The 20,624-nt window shown below is 70.3% G+C and carries 19 protein-coding genes and 1 pseudogene; 12 read left to right on the forward strand and 8 right to left on the reverse strand.

Annotated elements, in window-relative coordinates:
• Positions 1–7 precede the first annotated feature (7 nt).
• Positions 8–2,366: pseudogene (gene lon / locus FHR33_RS41500) on the forward strand (endopeptidase La).
• An 82-nt stretch (positions 2,367–2,448) separates the two neighbouring features.
• Here the strand turns inward: lon and FHR33_RS41505 are convergent.
• Positions 2,449–3,894: a pyridoxal phosphate-dependent decarboxylase family protein gene (locus FHR33_RS41505; RefSeq protein ID WP_183659604.1), complete on the reverse strand. Its 1,446-nt coding sequence runs from the start codon at positions 3,892–3,894 to the stop codon at positions 2,449–2,451.
• Positions 3,895–3,979: 85 nt separating this feature from the next.
• Between FHR33_RS41505 and FHR33_RS41510 the strand changes: the two genes are divergently transcribed.
• From FHR33_RS41510 to FHR33_RS41550, 10 genes are all read left to right on the forward strand, one after another.
• On the forward strand, positions 3,980–4,948 hold the full coding sequence (locus FHR33_RS41510) for a GlxA family transcriptional regulator (protein ID WP_183659605.1): 969 nt from the start codon (positions 3,980–3,982) through the stop codon (positions 4,946–4,948).
• A gap of 289 nt (positions 4,949–5,237) precedes the next feature.
• Positions 5,238–6,188 carry a methionine ABC transporter ATP-binding protein gene (locus FHR33_RS41515; RefSeq protein WP_183659606.1) on the forward strand — a complete coding sequence of 317 codons (951 nt, stop codon included), beginning with the start codon at positions 5,238–5,240 and terminating at the stop codon, positions 6,186–6,188.
• Entirely contained in the window at positions 6,185–6,841 is a 657-nt protein-coding gene (locus FHR33_RS41520; protein WP_183659607.1) for a methionine ABC transporter permease, read from the forward strand. Before FHR33_RS41515 ends, FHR33_RS41520 begins: the two co-directional genes overlap by 4 nt.
• A 13-nt stretch (positions 6,842–6,854) precedes the next feature.
• The gene (locus FHR33_RS41525) at positions 6,855–7,661 is read left to right on the forward strand and encodes a MetQ/NlpA family ABC transporter substrate-binding protein (protein WP_183659608.1); all 807 of its coding nucleotides are present in this window, start codon (positions 6,855–6,857) and stop codon (positions 7,659–7,661) included.
• 311 nt (positions 7,662–7,972) lie between these two features.
• Positions 7,973–8,377 carry a hypothetical protein gene (locus FHR33_RS41530; RefSeq protein WP_183659609.1) on the forward strand — a complete coding sequence of 135 codons (405 nt, stop codon included), beginning with the start codon at positions 7,973–7,975 and terminating at the stop codon, positions 8,375–8,377.
• A 99-nt stretch (positions 8,378–8,476) separates the two neighbouring features.
• Positions 8,477–9,535 (forward strand): C39 family peptidase, encoded by a 1,059-nt coding sequence (locus tag FHR33_RS41535; protein ID WP_183659610.1) that lies wholly within the window; start codon positions 8,477–8,479, stop codon positions 9,533–9,535.
• A gap of 10 nt (positions 9,536–9,545) precedes the next feature.
• Entirely contained in the window at positions 9,546–10,865 is a 1,320-nt protein-coding gene (locus tag FHR33_RS53485) for an AMP-binding protein (RefSeq protein ID WP_376773272.1), read from the forward strand.
• Positions 10,828–11,067 carry an AMP-binding enzyme gene (locus FHR33_RS53005; RefSeq protein WP_312896033.1) on the forward strand — a complete coding sequence of 80 codons (240 nt, stop codon included), beginning with the start codon at positions 10,828–10,830 and terminating at the stop codon, positions 11,065–11,067. The genes FHR33_RS53485 and FHR33_RS53005 overlap by 38 nt, the downstream gene beginning before the upstream one ends.
• A 96-nt stretch (positions 11,068–11,163) precedes the next feature.
• Positions 11,164–11,817 carry a DUF4352 domain-containing protein gene (locus FHR33_RS41545; protein ID WP_183659611.1) on the forward strand — a complete coding sequence of 218 codons (654 nt, stop codon included), beginning with the start codon at positions 11,164–11,166 and terminating at the stop codon, positions 11,815–11,817.
• Between the two features lie 204 nt (positions 11,818–12,021).
• Complete coding sequence (locus tag FHR33_RS41550; RefSeq protein WP_246452334.1) at positions 12,022–13,455, forward strand: trypsin-like peptidase domain-containing protein; 1,434 nt, start codon at positions 12,022–12,024, stop codon at positions 13,453–13,455.
• Positions 13,456–13,529: 74 nt separating this feature from the next.
• Here FHR33_RS41550 and FHR33_RS41555 read toward each other — a convergent pair whose 3' ends face one another.
• From FHR33_RS41555 to FHR33_RS41575, 5 genes are all read right to left on the reverse strand, one after another.
• On the reverse strand, positions 13,530–14,270 hold the full coding sequence (locus tag FHR33_RS41555; RefSeq protein WP_183659613.1) for an ABC transporter permease: 741 nt from the start codon (positions 14,268–14,270) through the stop codon (positions 13,530–13,532).
• The gene (locus tag FHR33_RS41560) at positions 14,263–15,144 is read right to left on the reverse strand and encodes an ABC transporter ATP-binding protein (RefSeq protein ID WP_183659614.1); all 882 of its coding nucleotides are present in this window, start codon (positions 15,142–15,144) and stop codon (positions 14,263–14,265) included. The genes FHR33_RS41555 and FHR33_RS41560 overlap by 8 nt, the downstream gene beginning before the upstream one ends.
• The gene (locus FHR33_RS41565; RefSeq protein WP_183659615.1) at positions 15,141–15,443 is read right to left on the reverse strand and encodes a transcriptional regulator; all 303 of its coding nucleotides are present in this window, start codon (positions 15,441–15,443) and stop codon (positions 15,141–15,143) included. The genes FHR33_RS41560 and FHR33_RS41565 overlap by 4 nt, the downstream gene beginning before the upstream one ends.
• Positions 15,440–16,066 (reverse strand): transporter, encoded by a 627-nt coding sequence (locus tag FHR33_RS41570; protein ID WP_183659616.1) that lies wholly within the window; start codon positions 16,064–16,066, stop codon positions 15,440–15,442. The genes FHR33_RS41565 and FHR33_RS41570 overlap by 4 nt, the downstream gene beginning before the upstream one ends.
• Positions 16,067–16,171: 105 nt before the next feature.
• Entirely contained in the window at positions 16,172–18,532 is a 2,361-nt protein-coding gene (locus tag FHR33_RS41575; RefSeq protein ID WP_183659617.1) for an ExeM/NucH family extracellular endonuclease, read from the reverse strand.
• 113 nt (positions 18,533–18,645) lie between these two features.
• Between FHR33_RS41575 and FHR33_RS41580 the strand changes: the two genes are divergently transcribed.
• Entirely contained in the window at positions 18,646–19,785 is a 1,140-nt protein-coding gene (locus FHR33_RS41580) for a pentapeptide repeat-containing protein (protein WP_183659618.1), read from the forward strand.
• 1 nt (position 19,786) lies between these two features.
• On the opposite strand, the gene FHR33_RS41585 is transcribed toward FHR33_RS41580, so the two are convergent.
• Together FHR33_RS41585 and FHR33_RS41590 are read right to left on the reverse strand one after the other, a co-directional pair.
• Positions 19,787–20,230 (reverse strand): SRPBCC family protein, encoded by a 444-nt coding sequence (locus FHR33_RS41585; RefSeq protein ID WP_183659619.1) that lies wholly within the window; start codon positions 20,228–20,230, stop codon positions 19,787–19,789.
• Entirely contained in the window at positions 20,217–20,549 is a 333-nt protein-coding gene (locus tag FHR33_RS41590; protein ID WP_183659620.1) for an ArsR/SmtB family transcription factor, read from the reverse strand. Before FHR33_RS41590 ends, FHR33_RS41585 begins: the two co-directional genes overlap by 14 nt.
• Positions 20,550–20,624 lie beyond the last annotated feature (75 nt).

Below are 20,624 nucleotides of genomic sequence, written 5' to 3' on the forward strand. Positions count from 1 at the left end.
AGTTCAGATGAGTGAGAGCTTGATCCTCCCGGTCCTGCCACTCGACGACGAGGTGGTCCTGCCGGGCATGGTGGTCCCTCTGGACCTGTCCGACTCCGAGGTCCGGGCTGCGATCGACGCGGCTCAGGCTTCTGGTCTCAACAAGCCGCGGGTGCTCCTCGTTCCCAGGATCGACGGCCGATACGGCGCCGTCGGCGTCCAGGCCGTGGTGGAGCAGGTCGGAAGGCTCCCCGGGGGTGAGCCCGCCGCCGTCGTCCGTGGCGTCAACAGGGCCAGGGTCGGCAAGGGCACGACAGGCCCGGGCGCGGCCCTGTGGGTGGAGGTGCTCACGGTCGACCCCGTCCAGGTCGGTGAGCGGGCGCAGGAACTGGCCAAGGAGTACAAGGCCCTGGCCACGACCATCTTGCAGAAGCGCGGCGCGTGGCAGGTGGTCGACCAGGTCAACCAGATCGACGATCCCTCCGTGCTGGCCGACAGCTCCGGCTACACCCCTTGGCTGAGCACCGCGCAGAAGGTGGAGCTGCTGGAGGCCCCCGACCCCGCCGACCGGCTGGCCAAGCTGGTCGAGTGGTCGCGTGAGCACCTGGCCGAGCTGGACGTGGCCGAGACGATCCGCAAGGACGTCCAGGAGGGCATGGAGAAGCAGCAGCGGGAGTTCCTGCTGCGCCAGCAGCTTGCCGCGGTCCGCAAGGAGCTCAAGGAGCTCAACGGCGACACCGAGACCGAGGAGGAGGACTACCGCGCCCGTGTGGAGGCGGCCGACCTCCCCGAGAAGGTGCGTGAGGCCGCGCTCAAGGAGGTCGACAAGCTGGAGCGGACCTCCGACCAGTCGCCCGAGACCGGCTGGATCCGCACGTGGCTCGACACCGTCCTCGACATCCCGTGGAACGAGACGAGCGACGACAACTACGACATCGCGGGCGCCCGTGAGGTGCTCGACGCCGACCACACCGGCCTCGACGACGTGAAGGACCGCGTCATCGAGTACCTGGCCGTGCGCAAGCGCCGCCAGGACAAGGGCCTCGGCGTGGTGGGCGGCCGCCGCAGCGGCGCCGTCCTCGCTCTGGCGGGCCCTCCGGGAGTCGGCAAGACGTCGCTGGGTGAGTCCGTGGCGCGCGCCATGGGCAGGAAGTTCGTCCGCGTCGCCCTCGGCGGCGTGCGCGACGAGGCGGAGATCCGCGGACACCGGCGCACCTACGTCGGCGCGCAGTCCGGTCGCATCGTCAGGGCGATCCGCGAGGCGGGCTCGATGAACCCGGTCGTGCTGCTCGACGAGATCGACAAGGTCGGCGCCGACTACCGGGGCGACCCGACGGCCGCCCTGCTCGAGGTCCTCGACCCCGCGCAGAACCACACCTTCCGCGACCACTACCTGGAGGTCGAGCTCGACCTGTCGGACGTGCTCTTCCTCGCGACGGCCAACGTCCTGGAGGCCATCCCGGGGCCGCTGCTCGACCGTATGGAGGTCGTCACCCTCGACGGTTACACCGAGGACGAGAAGGTGGCCATCGCCCGCGACCACCTGCTGCCCAAGCAGCTGGAGCTGGCGGGCCCTGACCGCCGAGGAGGTCACGGTGGAGGAGGCGGCGCTGCGCAAGCTGGCCGCCGAGTACACCCGCGAGGCGGGCGTGCGCTCCCTCGAGCGCTCGATCGCCAGGATCCTGCGCAAGGTCACGGCCAAGGACGCGCTGCCGTCCGTCATCGGCGAGGACAGCCTGGTCGACTACCTGGGCAGGCCGCGCTTCGTTCCCGAGGCGTCGCTTCCCGAGTCCAAGCAGCGCACCTCGGTGCCCGGCGTGGCCACCGGCCTCGCGGTGACCGGGGCGGGCGGAGACGTCCTGTACGTCGAGGCGTCGCTGGCCGACCCCGAGACGGGCGAGACGGGGCTGACCCTCACCGGCCAGCTGGGCGACGTGATGAAGGAGTCGGCGCGGATCGCGCTGTCCTACCTGCGCTCGCACGGCGCGGAGCTGGAGCTGCCCGTCACCGCGCTGAAGGACCGCTCGGTGCACGTGCACTTCCCCGCGGGCGCCGTCCCCAAGGACGGCCCCTCGGCGGGTGTCACGCTCACCACGGCCCTGGCCTCGCTGCTGTCGGGACGGCTGGTCCGCAACGACGTGGCGATGACCGGCGAGATCTCCCTCACCGGCAGGGTGCTGCCCATCGGCGGCGTCAAGCAGAAGCTGCTGGCGGCGCACAGGGCGGGCATCACCACCGTGCTCATCCCCGCCCGCAACGAGCCCGACCTGGACGACCTGCCCAAGGAGGTCCGCGACGAGCTGACCGTCCACGCGGTGAGCGACGTGCGCGAGGTCCTCGACATCGCGCTCGCCCCCGCGAAGGTGGCGCAGACGGCCGCCGCGTGACCGCGGCCGTCTGACCGTCACCCCTGAGCCGCCCCGCCGTCACCGTACGGCGGGGCGGCTTTCTCACGCGCGACGGCCTCGATCAGGCGATCCGCGTCCTCTTGCGGGCCTCGGCGAGCGCGCTGACCACGGCCTCGAGGTCGGCGGGGCCGGTTCGATGGCTGGTCACGCACAGGCGGATCGCGGGACGGCCCGCGAGGCGGACCGTGCTGAGCCACGCGGCGCCGCTCCTGACCACCTGATCGGCGACGGCGGCGTGCCAGGCGGCGCTGCGCTCATGGCCTTCCGCCTCGGCCTCGGGAGCCGTCACGCAGACGACGGGCAGAGGGGTGTCGTTGATGCGCGACCAGCCGTCCTCGGCGAGGCGGCGCGCGAGCACCTCTCCGAGCCGCACGTCCCGCTCGAGCTGCGCGGCGTAGGCATGCCTGCCTGCCACGGCGAGGGCCAGGAAGACCTTCAGGCCGGCGAAGCGGCGTGACCACTGCACGCTGGTGGCGTAGGGGTCGGGAGCGTCCTCGCTCTCGGCGGGCATGTACGAGGTCGTCGCGTGGAAGCTCTGCGAGAGAGCCGCCGGATGCGGGGTGAGGAACATGCCCGCGCCCATCGGCGCCGACAGCCATTTGTGCGCGTCCACCGTGACGCTGTCGGCCAGCTCCACCCCTGCCAGCAGCGGGCGCAGCGTGTCGGACAGCGCGACCGCGCCCGCCCACGCGGCGTCGACGTGGAAGTGCAGGTTCCACTCCCGCGCCAGGGCGGCAAGCTCGCGCAGCGGGTCGAGCGCGCCTCCCGCCGTCGTGCCCGCCGTACCGGCCAGGAGGAAGGGCTGCAGGCCTGCCACCACGTCGGCCGCGCGCATCTCGCGCAGCCTGGCCGTGTCCATGCGGTGCGCCGCGTCGGCGGGCACCAGCCGTACGGCGTCGCGGCCCAACCCCGTCATGTGCGCGATCTTGAGCCAGGCCAGGTGGCTCTCGGCGGAGGCGTACAGCACGGGCCGCCCGGGCAGGCCGGAGAGTCCCGACCTCGGATAGGTGGCGAACCGGCGGGTCATGGCGACGACGACCGCCGTCAGGTTGGCCTCGGCGCCGCCCACCGTGAAGGCACCCTCCGTGGTGGCGGGCAGGCCGAGCCTTCCCGCCATGAAGCGCAGCACGTGCCGCTCCATCTCGACGGCGGCGGGCGCGTGGCTGTAGGCGGCCAGCTGGGGATTGACCCCGGCGGCGACGAGCTCGCCCGCCACGCCCCACCAGGTGGGGGTGGGGTTGAACAGGCCGAAGTAGCGGGGGTGCGTCGTGTGCACCCCCCAGCGGCGCAGCGCCTCCATCACCTCGGGCAGCGTTTCGGCGGCTGGCCTCGCCACCTCGAAGTCCTGGCCGGCCAGCCATTCGCGCAGCCGCGCGGTTCCGGGCTCCGGCGGCGCCACCGGCCCCTCGGCCACCTCCTTCGCGTGCCGTACGACCAGGTCCACGGCGGCTGTCAGCAGCCTGGCCCCTTCTTCCTCGCCCACGTTGAGCGGTCCCGCATGGTTCATGACACCACTGTCGCCGGGCGGGCCTCCCGGCTACCAGTGGCGAAAATGTCGTGTTCCACAAGATTCGAGCCACTAGATTGGCGGCATGGCCAGGATCCGCGTGGTCGTCCCCGTGCTGGACGAGTGCCCGCTGTTCGAGCTCGCCGTCCCCTGTGAGGTCTTCGGCAGGGACCGCCGCGACCTGACCCCCGACTGGTACGACCTCGCGCTCTGCCAGAGCGCCGACCAGGAGCAGAAGTCGCTCAACGGGCTGTCGTTGCGCGCGCCCCACGGGCTGGAGGCGATGCGCTCGGCCGACCTCGTCGTGGTGCCCGCATGCGCGGACGCCTCCTACCGCCCGCCCGAGGCGCTGCTGAGCGCGCTGGTCGAGGCGTACGAGAGAGGCGCGCGGATCGCCGCCGTGTGCTCGGGCGCCTTCATCCTGGCCGCCGCCGGCCTGCTCGACGGCCGTGAAGCCGCCACGCACTGGATGCACGCCGACGAACTGCGGCGGCGCTACCCGAGGGTCGAGGTCAATCCGCGTGCCCTGTTCGTCGACGAGGGCGACGTCCTCACCAGCGCGGGCACCGCGGCGGGCATCGACCTGTGCCTGCACATCGTCCGCCGTGACTTCGGCGCGGCCGTGGCGGCGGAGGTCGGCCGCAGGATGGTCGTCGCGCCGCAGCGGGAGGGCGACCAGGCGCAGTACGTGTCGCCCGGCCTGCCGGTCCCGGCCCAGGACAGAGGGCTCGGCCCGGTGCTGGGGTGGGCGATCGAGCGGCTGCACGAGCCCGTCACCATCCCGCAGCTGGCCGAGCAGGCCAGGATGAGCACCAGGACCTTCACCCGCCGCTTCCGCCATGAGACGGGCCTGACCCCCATCGGGTGGCTCACACGGCAGCGCCTGGACAGGGCGCGCGAGCTCCTGGAGACCACGCGCCTGCCGGTCGACGCCGTGGCCGAGCGCTCGGGCTTCAGCACGGGCAACGGCCTGCGCCAGCACTTCACGAAGGTGCTCGGCACCACGCCCTCCGCCTACCGCCGCGCCTTCCGGAGTGTCGGCGACACGGAGTGAGGAGACCTTCGGGGGGGCGGCCTGCAGTGAGCCACTTCACATCGTGGCCGGGGAATACCCCCTCGCACGAGGTCGTTGGCCTCGGTGTGAACGAGATGCGAATGCGCATGTGTACGGGCTGTCAGGCCCGCCGGTAGCGCACCCTTCCCGCCCTCTCGTTCAAAGGCACTCCGATGATCCGACCCAGCTTCGTGCTGCGCCGCCTGAGTCACCTGCCGTTTCATCCAGGCACCCGCTGACGCTTCCCCCGCGTTGACTGTCCATTACCGACTCCGTTGTGGGGAATTTCGTGATTCAGGCTTCTGGCCTGCGCAAGTCGTACGGGAGCACCGTCGCGCTGGACGGTGTCGACCTGGACGTGCGTCAGGGTGAGATCTTCGGCGTGCTCGGGCAGAGCGGCGCCGGCAAGAGCACGCTGCTGCGCTGCGTCAACCTTCTGGAGCGCCCCGACCAGGGCACCGTGACGGTGGCGGGCCAGGAGATGACCGCGCTCGGCGAGCGGGAGCTGCGCGCCGCCAGGCAGCGGATCGGCATGATCCACCAGCACTTCGCCCTGCTGTCGTCGCGCACGGTCGCGGGCAACGTGGCCTTCCCCCTCGAAGTCATGGGCGTGGCCAGGAGCGAGCGCGCGGCCAGGGTGGCCGAGCTTCTCGACCTGGTCGGCATCGCCGACAAGGCCGACGCCCACCCCGGGCAGCTGTCAGGCGGCCAGAAGCAGCGGGTCGGCATCGCCAGGGCGCTGGCGGGCAACCCCTCGGTGCTGCTCGCCGACGAGGCCACCTCGGCGCTCGACCCCGGTACGACCGCCTCGATCCTCGCCCTGCTCAAGCGGCTCAACACCGAGCTCGGGCTGACCATCCTGCTGATCACGCACGAGATGAACGTCGTCAAGAGCGTGTGCGACTCGGTGGCCATCATGACCGGAGGGCGCATCGAGGAGTCGGGCCCGATCAGGCAGCTCCTGACGACGCCCGGCTCGCGCCTGGCGGCCGAGCTGTTCCCCCTTCCGGCACCGGCCAGGGGCGACGTCACGATCACCTTCACCGGCGCGGCGGAGGAGCCGGTCATCTCCCAGCTCGTGCGGAAGTTCGACGTGGACGTCAACATCCTCGGCGGCGCGCTGGAGGAGGTGGCCGGCGGCTCGGTCGGCCGCCTGCGGGTCTCGCTGGACGGCGCCGAGTCCGCGACAGCCCTCACCTACCTGCGCGAGCGCGGCCTGATCGTGGAGGTGGCGGCATGACCTGGCAGGAGATGGTCCCGCTGCTGGGACAGGCGACGTGGGAGACGGTCCTGATGGTCGTCTGGTCCACGCTGTTCACCGTCCTGTTCGGGCTGCCGCTGGGCGTCGCGCTGGTCGGCACCTCGCGTGACGGCCTGTTCCCCTCGCGGGCGGCCAACCAGCTGCTCAGCCTCATCGTCAACATCGGCAGGTCGCTGCCGTTCATCATCCTGATGATCGCGGTGATCCCCTTCACCCGCCTGCTCGTGGGCACCACGATCGGGCTCTACGCCGCCATCGTGCCACTGACCATCGGCGCGGTGCCGTTCTTCGCCAGGCTGGTGGAGATCGCGCTGCGCGGGGTCAGCCCCGACGTGGTCCAGGCCGCGCACGCCATGGGCGTCAGCCGGCTGTCCATCGTGACCAAGGTGCTGCTGCCCGAGGCCAGGGCGGCGCTGGTCGCGGGGGTCACCGTCACCGTCATCACGCTGGTCTCGTACTCCGCCATGGCAGGGGTGATCGGCGCGGGCGGCCTGGGCGACCTGGCCATCCGCTACGGCTACCAGCGGTTCGAGACGCCGCTCATGATCGCGACCTGCGTGGTCATCATCATCCTCGTCCAACTGGCGCAGACCCTCGGCGACGCCTTCGCCGACCGTCTGGCCAAGCGATAACTGGAGAATCACTGTGCGTACGTTGTTTGGTGCTGTCATCGCAGCCTTCCTAGCGCTTGTTCTGACGGCCTGCGGATCGTCCTCGGCGGGTACGGCCGACGACACGCTCAAGGTGGGCGCCACCCCGACCCCCCATGGCGAGATCCTGAAGTACATCTCGGACAACCTGGCCGCCAAGGAGGGACTGAAGCTGGAGATCGTCGAGTTCAGCGACTACGTGCCGCTGAACCCGCAGCTCCAGGAGGGCCAGCTGGACGCCAACTACTTCCAGCACCAGCCCTACCTCGGTGACTACAACAAGGAGAAGGGCGCCAAGCTCACCTGGGTGGAGAGCGTGCACCTGGAGCCGCTGGGCCTCTACTCCAGCAAGGTGAAGGACGTCGCCTCGATCGCCTCCGGCGCCAGCGTGGCCGTGCCCAACGACGCCACCAACCTCGGCCGCGCGCTGAAGCTGCTGGCCGACAACGGCGTGATCACCCTCAAGGAGGGCGTCGGCACCGCCGCCACCGAGCGTGACGTCACCGCCAACCCGAAGAACATCGCCTTCAAGCCGCTCGACGCCGCCCAGCTGCCCCGCTCGCTCGAGGACGTGGACGCCGCCGTCATCAACGGCAACTACGCGCTGGAGGCCAAGCTCAACCCGGCCACCGACGCGCTCGTGGTCGAGAAGGCCGAGGGCAACCCGTACGCCAACGGCCTGGTCGTCCAGGACGGCAAGCAGAACGACCCGCTGGTGCAGAAGCTGGCCAAGCTGCTCAAGTCCCCGGAGGTCAAGAAGTACATTGAGGACACCTATAAGGGTGCCGTCATCCCAGCCTGAATTTTTCCTGTGAAAGATCGGGAATATCCACTTATCTGATATTTAGGGCCCGGCCAGGCGTTTCAAGTGGATTGTAAGCATTCGGCAATCGCCCAGGCGTAGGAAGAGCGTGACAGAAACTCTCTTCCCGAGGAGAACCCGAATGCGATTCGTTTCACGAATCCTGACCGGCGCCGCCATCGCCACAGCAGTGGCTGTCGGCGCCCCGGTGGCCGCCAGTGCCGCGACCACCGGCGCGGCGACCACCGGCACGTCCTGGGGCGCGTACCACTCCAGCGACCACAAGGCGCAGGCCCTCCGGTCAGGTCGACGTGGCCAAGAAGTCCTACAAGACCTGGCACTGGGAGACCTTCTACAAGAAGGTCCAGGTGTGCTGGAAGGACAAGCACGGCAACAAGCACTGCGTCTGGAAGAAGAAGCCCTACAAGAAGAAGGTCTGGACCTGGAAGCACGACTTCTTCTTCACGGTCGACAGCACCCTCACCAACCACAAGTGGTGGGGCAAGAAGAAGTACGTCTGCGCCTGGGAGACCTTCAAGGTCATCAACCACGACGGCTCCGCCTACCTCAAGAGCTTCAAGAACTGCGGTAAGGGCGACGCCGACTACTCCTTCTCCGGCAAGAACGCCAAGCACATCTACGTCGATGTGAGCCGGGGCAGCTACAACGGCCCGAAGGGCTTCCACTCCGGTTGGAAGGCCGTGTACCACGCCTGACAACTCGCCATAAAGGGCCGTGATCTCCTTGAGAGATCACGGCCTTTTGCTGGGATTGCCGGGGGGCCCCCGGCGGGCAGCTGTCAGGATATGCAACTTGTGATCGCTGTATTGCTGGCGATTTATGGGCACGGTGTGCCGGGAGAGGCGCAGGCCGCCTATCGCAGGGAGGCGATCGGCGCCTTCAGCCCCTTCGCCAGGTCGGGCGCGTGGGAGATCTCGCGGTGGACGGGGCCCCAGCGGGAGATCGGCTTCGCGGCGGACGAGCTGGTGCCCTCCTGGACCGCCGACACCCCTGAGGGGAGCTGGCTGCGGGTCGAGGTCAGGGTGCCGGGCTCGGGCTGGTACGTCATGGGCAGATGGGCATACGGCGAGAGCGGCATCAGGCGCACCACGGTGAAGGGTCAGGCCGACGCGACGGGCACGGTCGCGGCCGACGTGCTCAGGCTCAGCGGGCCGGTCACCTCCTATCAGCTGAGGGCCACCCTTCTGCGCAGGCCGGGCTCCGCCGTACGGCCGGTTCTGCGCAGCCTGGGCGCGGTGGCCTCGGCGCGCGGGGTCCCCGCCAAGGGGAGCGCGGGGGCGGCGTGGGGACGCGAGCTCGGGGTGCCGCGCAAGTCGCAACTCGCGCACGCGGACCACGGAGGGCGCGCCTGGTGCAGCCCCACCTCCACGGCCATGGTGGTCGGCTACTGGGGCAGGGGCCCGCGCCCCGCGGAGATCGCCTGGGTGCGCAGGAGCGACCCCGATCCCGCCGTCGACCACGCCGCCAGGCACACCTCCGACAGGGCGTACGGCGGCAGCGGCAACTGGGCGTTCAACACCGCCTACGCGGGCGCGTTCGGGCTCGAGGCCTTCGTGACCAGGTTCCCCTCTCTGGCCGCGGCCGAGCCGCTGATCGCGTCGGGCGTCCCCTTCGTGGCCTCGCTCTCGTTCACCGCCGAGGAGCTGGGGCGCGACAGCGATGGTCACCTGGTCGTGGTGACCGGCTTCACCGCCGAGGGCGACGTGATCGCCAACGACCCCGCCGCGCGCGGCGTGCGGGTGGTCCTGCCCCGCGACGCCTTCGAGCGGGCCTGGGTACGCTCCAGCTCGGGCACCGCCTACGTGATCCACCCGCAGGGCAGGGGCCTTCCTGCCGGCGTGGTAACCGAATAGTGTTCTGGTCATGCATCCGGGAGCCATCGCAGCAGTCACCCCCGACAAGCCCGCTGTGATCATGGCGGGCTCCGGGCAGGTCGTCACCTACCGCGAACTGGAGGAGGAGTCGAACAGGCTCGCGCACCTCTTCCGCTCGGCCGGGCTCAAACCGGGCGACCATATCGCTTTCATGCTGGAGAACCACCCGCTCTTCCTGGTCATCGCCTGGGCCGCGCAGCGCTCGGGGCTCTACTACACCGCGATCAGCTCGCGCCTGCGGAGCGAGGAGCTGAACTACATCGTCGAGAACTGCGAGGCCAGGATCTTCATCTCCTCGGCCGGGCTGGCCGAGGTGGCCACCACCGTCTCCGCGCCGGGCGTGGAGCGCCGCCTGATGCTCGACGGCGTGGCCGAGGGCTTCGAGTCCTACGAGAAGGCGGTCGAGGGGCTGCCCGCGACGCCGATCGAGGACGAGTGCCAGGGCTCGGACATGCTCTACTCCTCGGGGACCACGGGACGGCCCAAGGGCGTCAAACCGACCCTCTCCCAGGCGCCCCTCGACACCCCCGGGCCGCTGCTGCAGCTCATCCAGTTCCTCTTCGCGCCGTCGGACGACAGCGTCTACCTCTCGCCCGCGCCGCTCTACCACGCCGCGCCGCTGCGCTACTGCCTGCAGTTCCAGCGGCTCGGGGCGACGGTGGTGGTGATGGAGCGCTTCGATGCCGCCGAGTACCTCGCGCTGGTCGAGCGGTACAGGGTGACGCACTCGCAGCTGGTGCCGACCATGTTCATCAAGATGCTCAAGCTGCCCTCCAGGAACGACTACGACCTGTCGTCCCTGAAGTGCGCGATCCACGCCGCCGCTCCGTGCCCCGTCCCCGTCAAGGAGCAGATGCTCGACTGGTGGGGGCCGATCATCCACGAGTACTACGCGGGAACCGAGGGCAACGGCTTCCTCTACGCGGGCCCCCGCCGACTGGCTGGCCCACAAGGGCACGGTCGGCCGCCCCCTTCTGGGTGTGGTGCACATCCTGGACGAGGAGGGCGACGAGCTGCCGCCAGGCGAGCGCGGCACGGTTTACTTCTCCGACGGCCCGCGCTTCGAGTACCACGGCGACCCCGACAAGACCCGCTCCGCGCAGGACCCGCGGGGCAGGGGCTGGACCACGCTCGGCGACATCGGCTACCTCGACGAGGACGGCTTCCTCTACCTGACCGACCGCCGCTCCTACATGATCATCTCAGGCGGGGTGAACATCTACCCCCAGGAGGCGGAGAACGTGCTGTCCGTTCACCCGAAGGTGGCCGACGTGGCCGTCTTCGGCGTACCCGACGAGGAGATGGGTGAGCAGGTCAAGGCCGTCGTCCAGCCCGCCGACCCCGCCGAGGCGGGACCCGCGCTGGAGGCCGAGCTGATCGAGTACTGCAGGGAGCGCCTGGCCGCTTACAAGTGCCCGAAGAGCGTCGACTTCCGCGACGAGCTGCCCCGCCACCCGACGGGCAAGCTCTACAAGCGCCTGCTGCGCGAGGAGTACCTCGACAAGCGCTGAGCCGTCCATGCCGAACCCGCATGTAACAGCGGTGACGCCAACAACGGGAGCCTCAGGAACGTCACAACCGGTGTTCTCACCGACACGGAGGCTCCCATGGCGCACCCTTCTTCCGACCCGAGCCGGCACACCCAGCCCGGGCACACGCACCCGCAGTACGGCGGCCCGCCCCGCCGCAAGAGCAACGCGCCGCTGATCCTCATCGTCATCGCCTCCGTCCTGCTCCTCGTCGGCGGCGGCTGTGCAGCCCTCATCGCCGTGGCCGCCGGCAGCGGCGAGCCCGGCACGACGGCCGCCGTCGAAACGGGGAAGGCGGGCGGAGGCAGGGCCGAGAGGTCGAAGCGGCCCGCCGAGCCGAAGGCGGCCGGGATCGGCGCGGCCGTGCGCGACGGCAAGTTCACGTTCACGGTCACCGAGCTGGAACGACGCGAGCGGATCGGCAGCGACGTGATCGGCGCCGATGCTCAGGGCGTGTTCCTCCTCGTCCACGTCAAGGTCGAGAACATCGGCGACGAGGCGCAGACGTTCATGGCCGCGGCCCAGAGGCTCCACGCGGGAGGCAAGCAGTACGAGGCCGATTCCGGCGCCTCCATCTACCTGGACGACGCCAAGTCGCTCTACGAGACGATCAACCCCGGCAACGTGGTGAAGGGCGTCGTCCTCTTCGACGTCCCCAAGACGCTGAAGCCGGAGACGATCGAACTCCACGACTCCCTCTTCTCGGGCGGCGTCCGGGTGTCGCTGTCATGACCGGCTGGGGACCGCCCCTCGCTGGATGAGTTTTCTCTGCGAGATTCGGGGCGCCACCCCCCGCTCGACCTGCGGTGATAAGCGCGGCGTCAGGGCGTGCCGGGACTGCGGATCACCGGCTTAACCGGCGTTTACAGCTGGGTTGACACCCTGGGTGTACGGCACGCCACGGTGGCGGGCCTCAGTGGCCTCTTGGGGATGGAAATGAACACGAACGAGCCTCGTGAGCAGGGCGAAGGCAACGTGGGTGGGGGATGGACCCAGTTCGGTTCCCAGCCCCCCGTTGCTGGGCGGTTCCCGCAGGGCGCTCCCTCGGGCGCACCGCAGGGCGCCCCTTCCGACCAGGCACAGGGCGCCACCCCGCACAGCGCGCAGGGCGCTCCTGCGAGCAGCGCTCAGAGTGTGACGGACGGCGGTGCGCCGGGGGCGCCCGCGGCCGAGGACAGGGTGTTCGCGCACGGGGCGCCCTCCTCTGACGACACGACGATCATGGCGGCGCCGGCCGTACCGAAGCAGCGGTCGCGGTTCACGGCGGGGCAGAAGGCGATCGCGGGGCTCGCGCTGGCGGCCACCGCGCTGGTGGGCGGCGCCGCGGGGGCGGTGACCGCCAACGTCTTCGGCGGCGGCGGGGGCACCGCCGTGGCCGCCTCGCCCAACCCCACGTTCAAGCAGGTGTCGAACCCGCTGACCGTGGCCGACGTCGCCCAGAACGTGCAGCCGTCGGTCGTGCGGATCCAGGGACAGACAGGGGAGGGCTCAGGCGTCGTCCTGTCGGCAGACGGCCTGATCCTCACCAACAACCACGTGGTCGTCGGCGCGGGGCAGGGCGGCGGCTCGATGACGGTGAAGTTCAGCGACGGCAAGACCGCCAAGGCCACGGTCGTGGGCACCGACCCCGCCACCGACCTGGCGGTCATCAGGGCCGAGGGCGTCTCGGGGCTGACCAAGGCCTCCCTCGGCGACAGCGACGCGCTGCGGGTCGGCGACGCGGTGCTGGCCATCGGCAGCCCGCTCGGCCTGGACGGCTCGGTCACCGCGGGCATCATCAGCGCGCTGGACAGGACCCTCACCGTCGGCAACGAGGACGAGGGACGGCAGCAGCTGCCGCCGGGATGGGGCAACCAGCGCAGCCAGTCGCAGGGCTCCACCACCACGATCGGCGGCGCCATCCAGACCGACGCCGCCATCAACCCCGGCAACTCGGGCGGCGCGCTGGTCAACGCCTCGGGCGAGGTGATCGGCATCAACACCGCCATCGCCACGGGCGGCACGGGCAGCGGCAACATCGGCGTCGGCTTCGCCATCCCGATCAACACCGCCAACCAGGTGGCCCAGCAGCTCATCGAGAGCGGCAAGGTGAGCCACGCCTACCTCGGCGTCAGCGTCACCGACGCGACGGGCGACGTCCCCGGCGCGCTGGTGCGGCAGGTGCAGCAGGGCAGCCCCGCGGCGAAGGCGGGGCTGAAGGAGGGGGACCTCATTACCAGGATCGGCGACAAGCCGGTCGATGGGGGAGATACCGTAGTGGGACAGGTCAGAGGTTTCAAAGTCGGCCAGCAGGTCAAGATCACATATATGAGGAACGGTCAGACCCAGGAAGCGACCGTGACCCTCGAGGAGAAGAAGACCACCGAGTAGAACCCCCCTCGCTAACGGAGGTACCGTCGAGATCGCTGCGGACTCGGCGGTACCTCCCCCCTTTTCTGTCGTGACTACTGGAACCTGCGCCCCTCGTCGCGGCGGTAGGCCCACACCGCCGCCGCTCCTGCCACGATCGTCCAGACCGCCAGCATGACCAGCGCCAGCGGCGTGGCGGGCAGGTCCGTGGTCGCGGCCCAGACCAGCTCCATCGCCCCCCTGCTCGGCAGGTACGGCGCGATGGCGCCGATGAAGGCGGGCGGGTCCAGCGGGTTGCCGAGCAACCCGCCGCCGATGGCGATCGGGAAGAACAGCACCTGCGAGACCGCCACCGCCGCCTTGGCCGGCAGCGAGTAGCCGACGAGCAGCCCCAGCATCATGAACGGCAGCGCCCCCACGAGCAGCGCGCCGAGGCCGAGCAGCAGCTGCAGGGGGGTGGCGGTGGCCTCGGTCAGCAGCGCGGCGACCAGCACCACGGGAACGACCGCGATCAGGGTGATGGCCAGCGAGGTGAGCATCCGCCCCGCGAAGCGGGGGAAGGGCCCCGCAGGCAGGGTGCGAAGGTAGGGGTCCCACGGCTTGCCCCTGTCGTCGGCGACACCGATGCCGAGGCCCATGAGGCTGCTGGACATGACGGCGAACATGGTCATCGAGGCCGTGCCGACCGTGGCGGCCAGCGGGTGGTCCCCCGCGAACGGCACGACGAAGGCGAGCATCGCGACAGTGGGGAAGAAGACGCTGGCCACGATGGCGATCGGGACCCGCAGGTGCTCGAGGAACTGGTAGCGGGTGTGGAGAAGGACCAGGCTAGACATCGACGGTCTCCTTCGAGGTGATGGCGAGGAAGGCGTCCTCGAGCGTGGCGGGGCTGATCTCCAGATCGGCGAACGCGACGCCGCTGGCCACCAGGTCGAGCACCAGCCGGTCGGAGTCGGGGGTGAGCAGGTGGTGGCGGCCCTCCACCCGCTCGGCGCTGACCACGCCCGGCAGCTCGGGCAGTTCGGCGACCGACAGGCTGACCCTGCGCACGCCGACCATGCCGCGCACGGCCTGGATGGTGTCGTCGGCCAGCACCTTGCCGCGGCCGATCACCACCACCCGTTCGGCCAGCGCCTCGACCTCCTCGAGGTAGTGGCTGGTGAGCACGACGGTGCCGCCTTCGGCGTGGAAGGCCCTGATGCCCTCCCACAGCGCCCTGCGCGCCTCGACGTCGAGCCCGGTGGTGGGCTCGTCGAGGAAGACGATGCGGGGACGGCCCGCGAAGGCCAGCGCCACCGCGAGACGGCGCTTCTGGCCGCCCGACAGCCCGCCCACCTGACGCCTGGCCAGGTCTCTCAGGCCGAAGCGGTCCAGCAACTCCCACTTGTCCAGCTTTTTCGGGAAGTGGGAGGAGACGAAGTCGACGATCTCGCCGACCTTGAGCGCCTCGGGCAGACCGGTCTCCTGGGGCGTCACGCCGATGCCCTGCCGTACGCGGGGGTCGGAGGGGTTGCCGCCCAGCAGTTCCACCAGGCCCTTGGTCGGCTTGCGCAGGCCCACGAAGAGGTTGACGAGCGTGGACTTGCCCGCGCCGTTCGGGCCGAGCAGGCCGACGAGCCTGCCCGCCTCGATCTCCAGCGACACGCCGTCGAGGGCGTTCACCTCGCCGTAGCGCTTGCTGACTTCCACGGTCCTGGCCAGGGTGGTCATTGCTCTCCTCCAAGAAGGGCGCGGATCGCGACGGTGTATTCCTCGAAGGCCAGCCGTCCGCGCCTGGTGAGTGCGACGTAGGTGACGGGGGTGCGGCCCTTGTGCGTCTTGGTGATCTCGACGTAACCCGCGTCCTCGAGCTTCGTCAGGTGCACCGAGAGGTTGCCCGCGGTCATGCCGAGCAGGTCCTTCAGCCCGGGGAAGGCGATCTGGTCGCCCTCGCACAGGGCGTTGAGCGTGGCCACCACGCGCAGCCTGGCCTGGGCGTGGATGACGGGATCGAGGTCGGGAACGCTCACCCGCGCCGCCTGAGCACGATTCCCGTCACGAAGAAGCCGCCGCCCACGAGCAGGGAGACGAGCAGGGAGTGCCAGCCCGGGCCGAGCATGGCGCCGACCGCGTTGACGACGGCCACCCAGACCCCGATCAGGAACATCGGCCACTCGCGCCAGACCGCGCCGCCCGCCATGTAGAGGACGGCGACGACCAGCAGCGAGACCGAGGCGTAGAGCAGGCCGACCTGCTCCCGAGGGAGCAGCGGGGCGAAGTGGCTCATGATCAGGCTCATCGACATCATTCCGACGAACCATGAGTAGCCATACATCATCCCGCGCTGGGCCGACTCCCCGCGGACCTGGACGCCGCCGGACCTCGCGGTCCAGAACAGGAAGGCTCCGGCCAGCAGCTGGCCGCCGAACAGGATGGACAGAGCGAGCTGCCAGCTGATCGGGGCCAGCGGGCGGCCGTCGAGGCCGTAGGACAGGAAGAACGCGCCGAACCCGACCATCCAGGCGATGCCCCACGGGGCGTACAGGAGCAGGGGGTCGGGTTGGAGCCTGCGCGCGGTGGCGGCGCTCTGTTCCTCGATGAGCCGCATCATCTCGGCGGGGCTGAGGTCTTCCTCGTCCACGTCGCTCCCCACGGGTCCATTTTGTCAACTAGTTTGTACTGTAAACCTGCTTGCGCTGCAAACGCAAGAGCGGCCCCTTCCCGTGGAGGGAAGGGGCCGCAACGAGGCGGGGTCAGGTCAGCTCCCGCCTCCCGGCAGGGACAGACCGATCAGCAGCGGGTCGTGGTCGGAGGAGCGGAAGGCGTCGGGCCGGTACAGCGCCGGCGGGTTGTACTCGGTGTTGTAGTCGAGGATGCGCGGCTCGTCGGAGTTGACGTGCCAGATCGTCGCCCCGGTCACCCGCCTGAGCAGCTGCTTGCCGACCAGCGCGTGGTCCAGCTCGCCCGCGAGACCGTTGAACAGGTGGCTGTAGCGCATCGGCGCGGGCACGAACCGCTTGGTCACGCTGGTCAGGCCACCGGCCTCCAGCTTGTCGATCGGGTCCTCCTCGCCGTAGGCGTTGAGGTCGCCGAGTACCAGCGGGTTGGGCAGGTCGAGGGAGGAGATCAGCCCGAGAACGGCCTCGGACTGCCTGACCCGCAGCGGGTTCCAGCACGACTGCCCGTCACCCTGGTCGGCCTCGGGACCGCTGGGCGGACAGGACCCCTTCGACTTGAAGTGGTTGACGATCATCGTGAACGGCTGGCCGCCACCTGCGCGCCTGAAGGTCTGGATCAGCGGCGGCCTGCTGAAGACCGCGTCCTCGGAGGAGCGCGCCACGCCGACGGGCGAGACCCTGGCGGGCTTGTAGATCATCGCGACCTGGATCTCGTCCGTGCCGGGGAAGGGGTGCGCGAGGGCGGCGTAGGTGCCCGCGCCCACCTTGGCGTTCAGCGCGTCCGTCAGCGCCTGCAACGCGGTCTGCCCGTTGTTCTCGACCTCCATGAGGCCGACCACGTCGGCGTCGAGGCCCTGCAGCGTCGCCACCAGCTTGTCCAGCTGCCGCTGCTGCTCCACGGCGGTGCTCGCGCCGCGCGAGCCGAGCGTGGTGAACCAGTTCAGCGTGTTCAGGCTGGCCACCTTGACGTTGCCGCCGACGGGCAGCGGCCTGGGCAGGCGGGGGTTGGTCGGCAGGAAGGTGATCGGCTTGGTGGGCTGCAGCCGGTAGGCGCCGAAGCCGTAACCGAGCACGCCGGTCACTCCGAGGGCGGTGTCGCCGGTGCGCACCACGCGCGGGCTGGTGTACGGGATCGTGGCGGGGTTCTCCCTGCTGGATCCGTCGTCGATCAGCAGCGAACGGCGGGCGTCGAGCGCCGCGTCCACACCCGGCCTGTCGGTCGGCTGGTAGAGCCGTCCCTCGGAGGAGACGGTGACCTCGCCGAAGCGGCCGAGGTTGTAGTGCTCGGTGACGGTCAGCGGCTCGGCGAAGCGGACCAGCATGTTCTCGACGGGCTCGAAGGTGGTTCCCTCCGGCCTCGGCAGCTGCTGGGGCTGCGCGGGGACCGTTCCCGTGCCGCAGACGTCGATCGCGGTGACGGGCGACAGCTCGGTCCAGCCGTTGAACTCGACCACCTTGCCGGTGACCAGGACCCTGTCGCCTGCCTTGACGTCCTTGAAGGTGTCGCGGGCGAAGGCGAACAGGCCCTCGGAGGTCTTCGGGTCGGAGTCGGGCGTGGCGTCCTGGAGGAAGAAGCCGCTCAGCTCCGTGCTCTTCTGGAAGTCGCCGGTCACGACGCCCTCCACCCGCACGGTCTGACCGGCCAGCGGGCTGGCCTCGCCCGCGCCCTGGACGGCGGCGATCTGGTGGGTCGCGGCCGTGTCGCAGGGCTCGCCCGTGGGCGACGGCGTCGGCGTCACCGTGGGGGACGGCGTGGGAGTCGGCGTGGGGGTCGGCTCCCCGGTGCCTCCGCACGGCGTCGCGGGAGAGGCGGTGTTGCGCGGGGCGGGCGCGCCGGCCTCGAGGTCGGCGGCGTTGTCGTCGGTGTCGGCGCATCCGCTCGCCTTGCGCAGGGCCGCCGTGCCGTTCGTCAGGCCGGGGGCCGCTGCCGAGCCCTCGAAGAAGTTCGCGGTGCCGAAGCCGACCAGGTCGGCGATCTGCGCCGTCTGCTCGGGCGTACAGGCGGTGGGGCTGCCGTTGCAGGCCAGACCCGTGGCCGAGCGGACCAGCGCCACCTTGCCCGCGCTGCCGCTGACGTTGATGGAGCCGGTCGCGTCGGGTGCGGGCAGCGCCGTGCCGGGGTTGGCGCCCGCGGCGAGCTGCACCAGGTAGTACTGGCCGGCCGCCAGCGTGCCGGAGAGCCTGGCCACGTTGGCGGCGAAGTGGCCGGTGCCGGTGGCGCTGGTGTACTGCACCGACCAGCCGTCGATGGCCACAGGGGCGGAGCTCCTGTTGAAGAGCTCCACGAAGTCGTTGGCCAGCGGCGCGCCGGTGTTGCCGCCGCCGCCGTAGACCTGGCTGATGACGACCGGCCCCGGCGCCGCGGAGGCGGGGGCGGTCGAGAGGGTCGCCACGCCCGCGGCGGCGAGGCCGAGAGCGACAAGGGCGGTTAAAGCTCGCATGACCGGCACTTTAGATGGTGATAACCGAACGTAACGCCACAAAGGGATGAAATCATCTACCCTTGCCAGACGTCGGCCCCCGACATGTCGTCTCATGACCTAGCAACGCGGGTATGACCAAGGACATGGACTGGGCCACGTGTTCACACTCCCCGTCATGCACAGGAGTCGCGCGTCAGCCGTACGGTCGCTGTCTGTCACATCTGTCACCCGAGCAACTGGCCGGCGCGCTCGAGGGCCTGCGCCCCGGGGGGCAGCTCGACCTCCGCGGGACCACCGTCGACGGCGAGCTGCTGGTCAAGGTCCTGGCCGCCACGGAGGGCAGGCCGGGCAGGTCCCGCATGGACCTGGCCCGCTTCACCGGCGAGGCGCGCTTCACCGAGGTCCGCTTCCAGGGCGACGTGTCGCTCGACGGCGCCAGGTTCGACCGGCTCGCCTCCTTCTTCGGCGCGACGTTCATGGGCAACGTCTCGTTCACCGGGGCCAGGTTCGCCCGCCAGCTGTCCTTCCACGGCGCCACCGTGCGCGGCCACGCCTGTTTCGACAGGGCGGTGGTGGCCAGCGACGCCCTGTTCGGCGAGGCCGTCTTCGCACGCGGGCTGTCGTGCGAGCGAGCCAGGTTCGACGGCTACGCCACCTTCGACGGCGCCTGGTTCGGCGAGCTGGCCGCCTTCAGAGGCGCCAGGTTCGGCAGGACGCTGTCGTTCAGGAAGGTGCGGGGGAGGGCAGGCTTCGAGTCGGCGCACTTCGCGTCGTCGGCCTACCTGTCGGCCACCGGACGGCTGGCCGCGACGGGCGCCCGCGCCGACGGCGCGCTGGACCTGGCCGTCGAGGACTGCTCGCTCGACCTGCGCAGGGTGGAGGTGCGGGGCACGACGGCGATCAGGCTCACCGGCTCGCACGCCGACCTGGAGTCAGTCGTGCTGCGCGGCCCCGCGACCGTGACAGGGCGGGGGTTCTGCACGATCAGCTCCCTGCGCGGGGCCGCCGCCCCCGACCTGTCGCTGTTCGGTCTCGACCTGTCGGCCTGCAGGTTCGCGGGGCTCGCGCACCCGTCGGGCCTGCGGCTGACCGGCTGCACCTTCGCCTTCACCTCCAGGGGCGTACGGCTGAGCCTGCGCTGGCCCCCGCTGCGCTGGTTCTCCCGCCGCAGGGCCCGGCCCGACCAGCACCGATGGCGCGGCTGGACCCAGGGCCCCGACGGCCCCCCGCCCCCCGACGGCCTGGCCGAGATCCACGGCGAGCAGCGCTGAGCTACCCCATCTCGGCCAGCACCTTCTCGATGGCCCTCATGTGCATGGAGCGCCACCCGCCTCCCATGATCTTGCGGGAGACCTGCTGCCTCGGGTCGTCGGGGTCGAAGCCCTCGTGGTCGAGGAAGAGCCTGGTTCCCCTGCCCTCGGGCTCGAGCCGCCAGGTGACCGTCCAGCCGAGCCGGCTGCCGTCGTCCCAGCTCAGCTTGATCAGCCTCTCCTTCTCGATCTCGAGGACCTCGCAGTAGACCGTCCCCGAGAACTCCGCCGCCTCGACGGGCGTGCCCTGGAAGGTGAACGTGTGACCCACCTCGGGCCGGAAGTCACCCGGCATCAGCCACTTGTTCAGGTGCTCGGGCTCGGTCAGGGCTCGCCACACCTTGGCGGGCGGGTGGGCCAGGAACTGGTCCACGTGGATCGCGCGCAGGTCTTCAGCGGTTGTCATCGTCTCTGTCCTCCATGTCGTCGAGCACCGTGCCGAGGTCGGCGAGCCGTTCCCGCCAGAACCGTTCGTAGGGGGTGAGCCAGTCGCGTATCTCCATGAGAGGCGCCGCCTCCAGGCGGTAGTGCCGCTCCCTGCCGTGGCGGCTCTCGGCGACCAGCCCGGCGTCCTTGAGCACCTTGAGGTGCTCGGAGACGCTCGGTCTCGCCATGTCGAACCGTTCGGCGAGCCTGCCCACCGGCTGGGAGCCGCCGTCGAGGAGCAGGTGGAGAAGCTGCCTCCTGACCGGGCTGGCGAGCGCCGCGAACACGTCTTCGCGCATGTCGCCGACTATAGGTCGGAAATTTCCTACCAGTCAATCTCGGGGATCTCCCCGATGTTGACCCTCGGAGGGCCT

This window comes from Nonomuraea dietziae, from assembly GCF_014195505.1.
In the GTDB taxonomy this organism is placed as follows: Bacteria; Actinomycetota; Actinomycetes; order Streptosporangiales; family Streptosporangiaceae; genus Nonomuraea; species Nonomuraea roseola.

What these genes read in the sequence shown, in the direction of transcription:
- FHR33_RS41505 (WP_183659604.1), bottom strand. Translation starts at nt 3,894, where the DNA reads ATGAACCATGCGGGACCGCTCAACGTGGGCGAGGAAGAAGGGGCCAGG.
- FHR33_RS41510 (WP_183659605.1), top strand. Translation starts at nt 3,980, where the DNA reads ATGGCCAGGATCCGCGTGGTCGTCCCCGTGCTGGACGAGTGCCCGCTG.
- FHR33_RS41520 (WP_183659607.1), top strand. Translation starts at nt 6,185, where the DNA reads ATGACCTGGCAGGAGATGGTCCCGCTGCTGGGACAGGCGACGTGGGAG.
- FHR33_RS53485 (WP_376773272.1), top strand. Translation starts at nt 9,546, where the DNA reads ATGCATCCGGGAGCCATCGCAGCAGTCACCCCCGACAAGCCCGCTGTG.
- FHR33_RS41545 (WP_183659611.1), top strand. Translation starts at nt 11,164, where the DNA reads ATGGCGCACCCTTCTTCCGACCCGAGCCGGCACACCCAGCCCGGGCAC.
- FHR33_RS41550 (WP_246452334.1), top strand. Translation starts at nt 12,022, where the DNA reads ATGAACACGAACGAGCCTCGTGAGCAGGGCGAAGGCAACGTGGGTGGG.
- FHR33_RS41555 (WP_183659613.1), bottom strand. Translation starts at nt 14,270, where the DNA reads ATGTCTAGCCTGGTCCTTCTCCACACCCGCTACCAGTTCCTCGAGCAC.
- FHR33_RS41560 (WP_183659614.1), bottom strand. Translation starts at nt 15,144, where the DNA reads ATGACCACCCTGGCCAGGACCGTGGAAGTCAGCAAGCGCTACGGCGAG.
- FHR33_RS41575 (WP_183659617.1), bottom strand. Translation starts at nt 18,532, where the DNA reads ATGCGAGCTTTAACCGCCCTTGTCGCTCTCGGCCTCGCCGCCGCGGGC.
- FHR33_RS41580 (WP_183659618.1), top strand. Translation starts at nt 18,646, where the DNA reads ATGACCAAGGACATGGACTGGGCCACGTGTTCACACTCCCCGTCATGC.
- FHR33_RS41585 (WP_183659619.1), bottom strand. Translation starts at nt 20,230, where the DNA reads ATGACAACCGCTGAAGACCTGCGCGCGATCCACGTGGACCAGTTCCTG.
- FHR33_RS41590 (WP_183659620.1), bottom strand. Translation starts at nt 20,549, where the DNA reads ATGCGCGAAGACGTGTTCGCGGCGCTCGCCAGCCCGGTCAGGAGGCAG.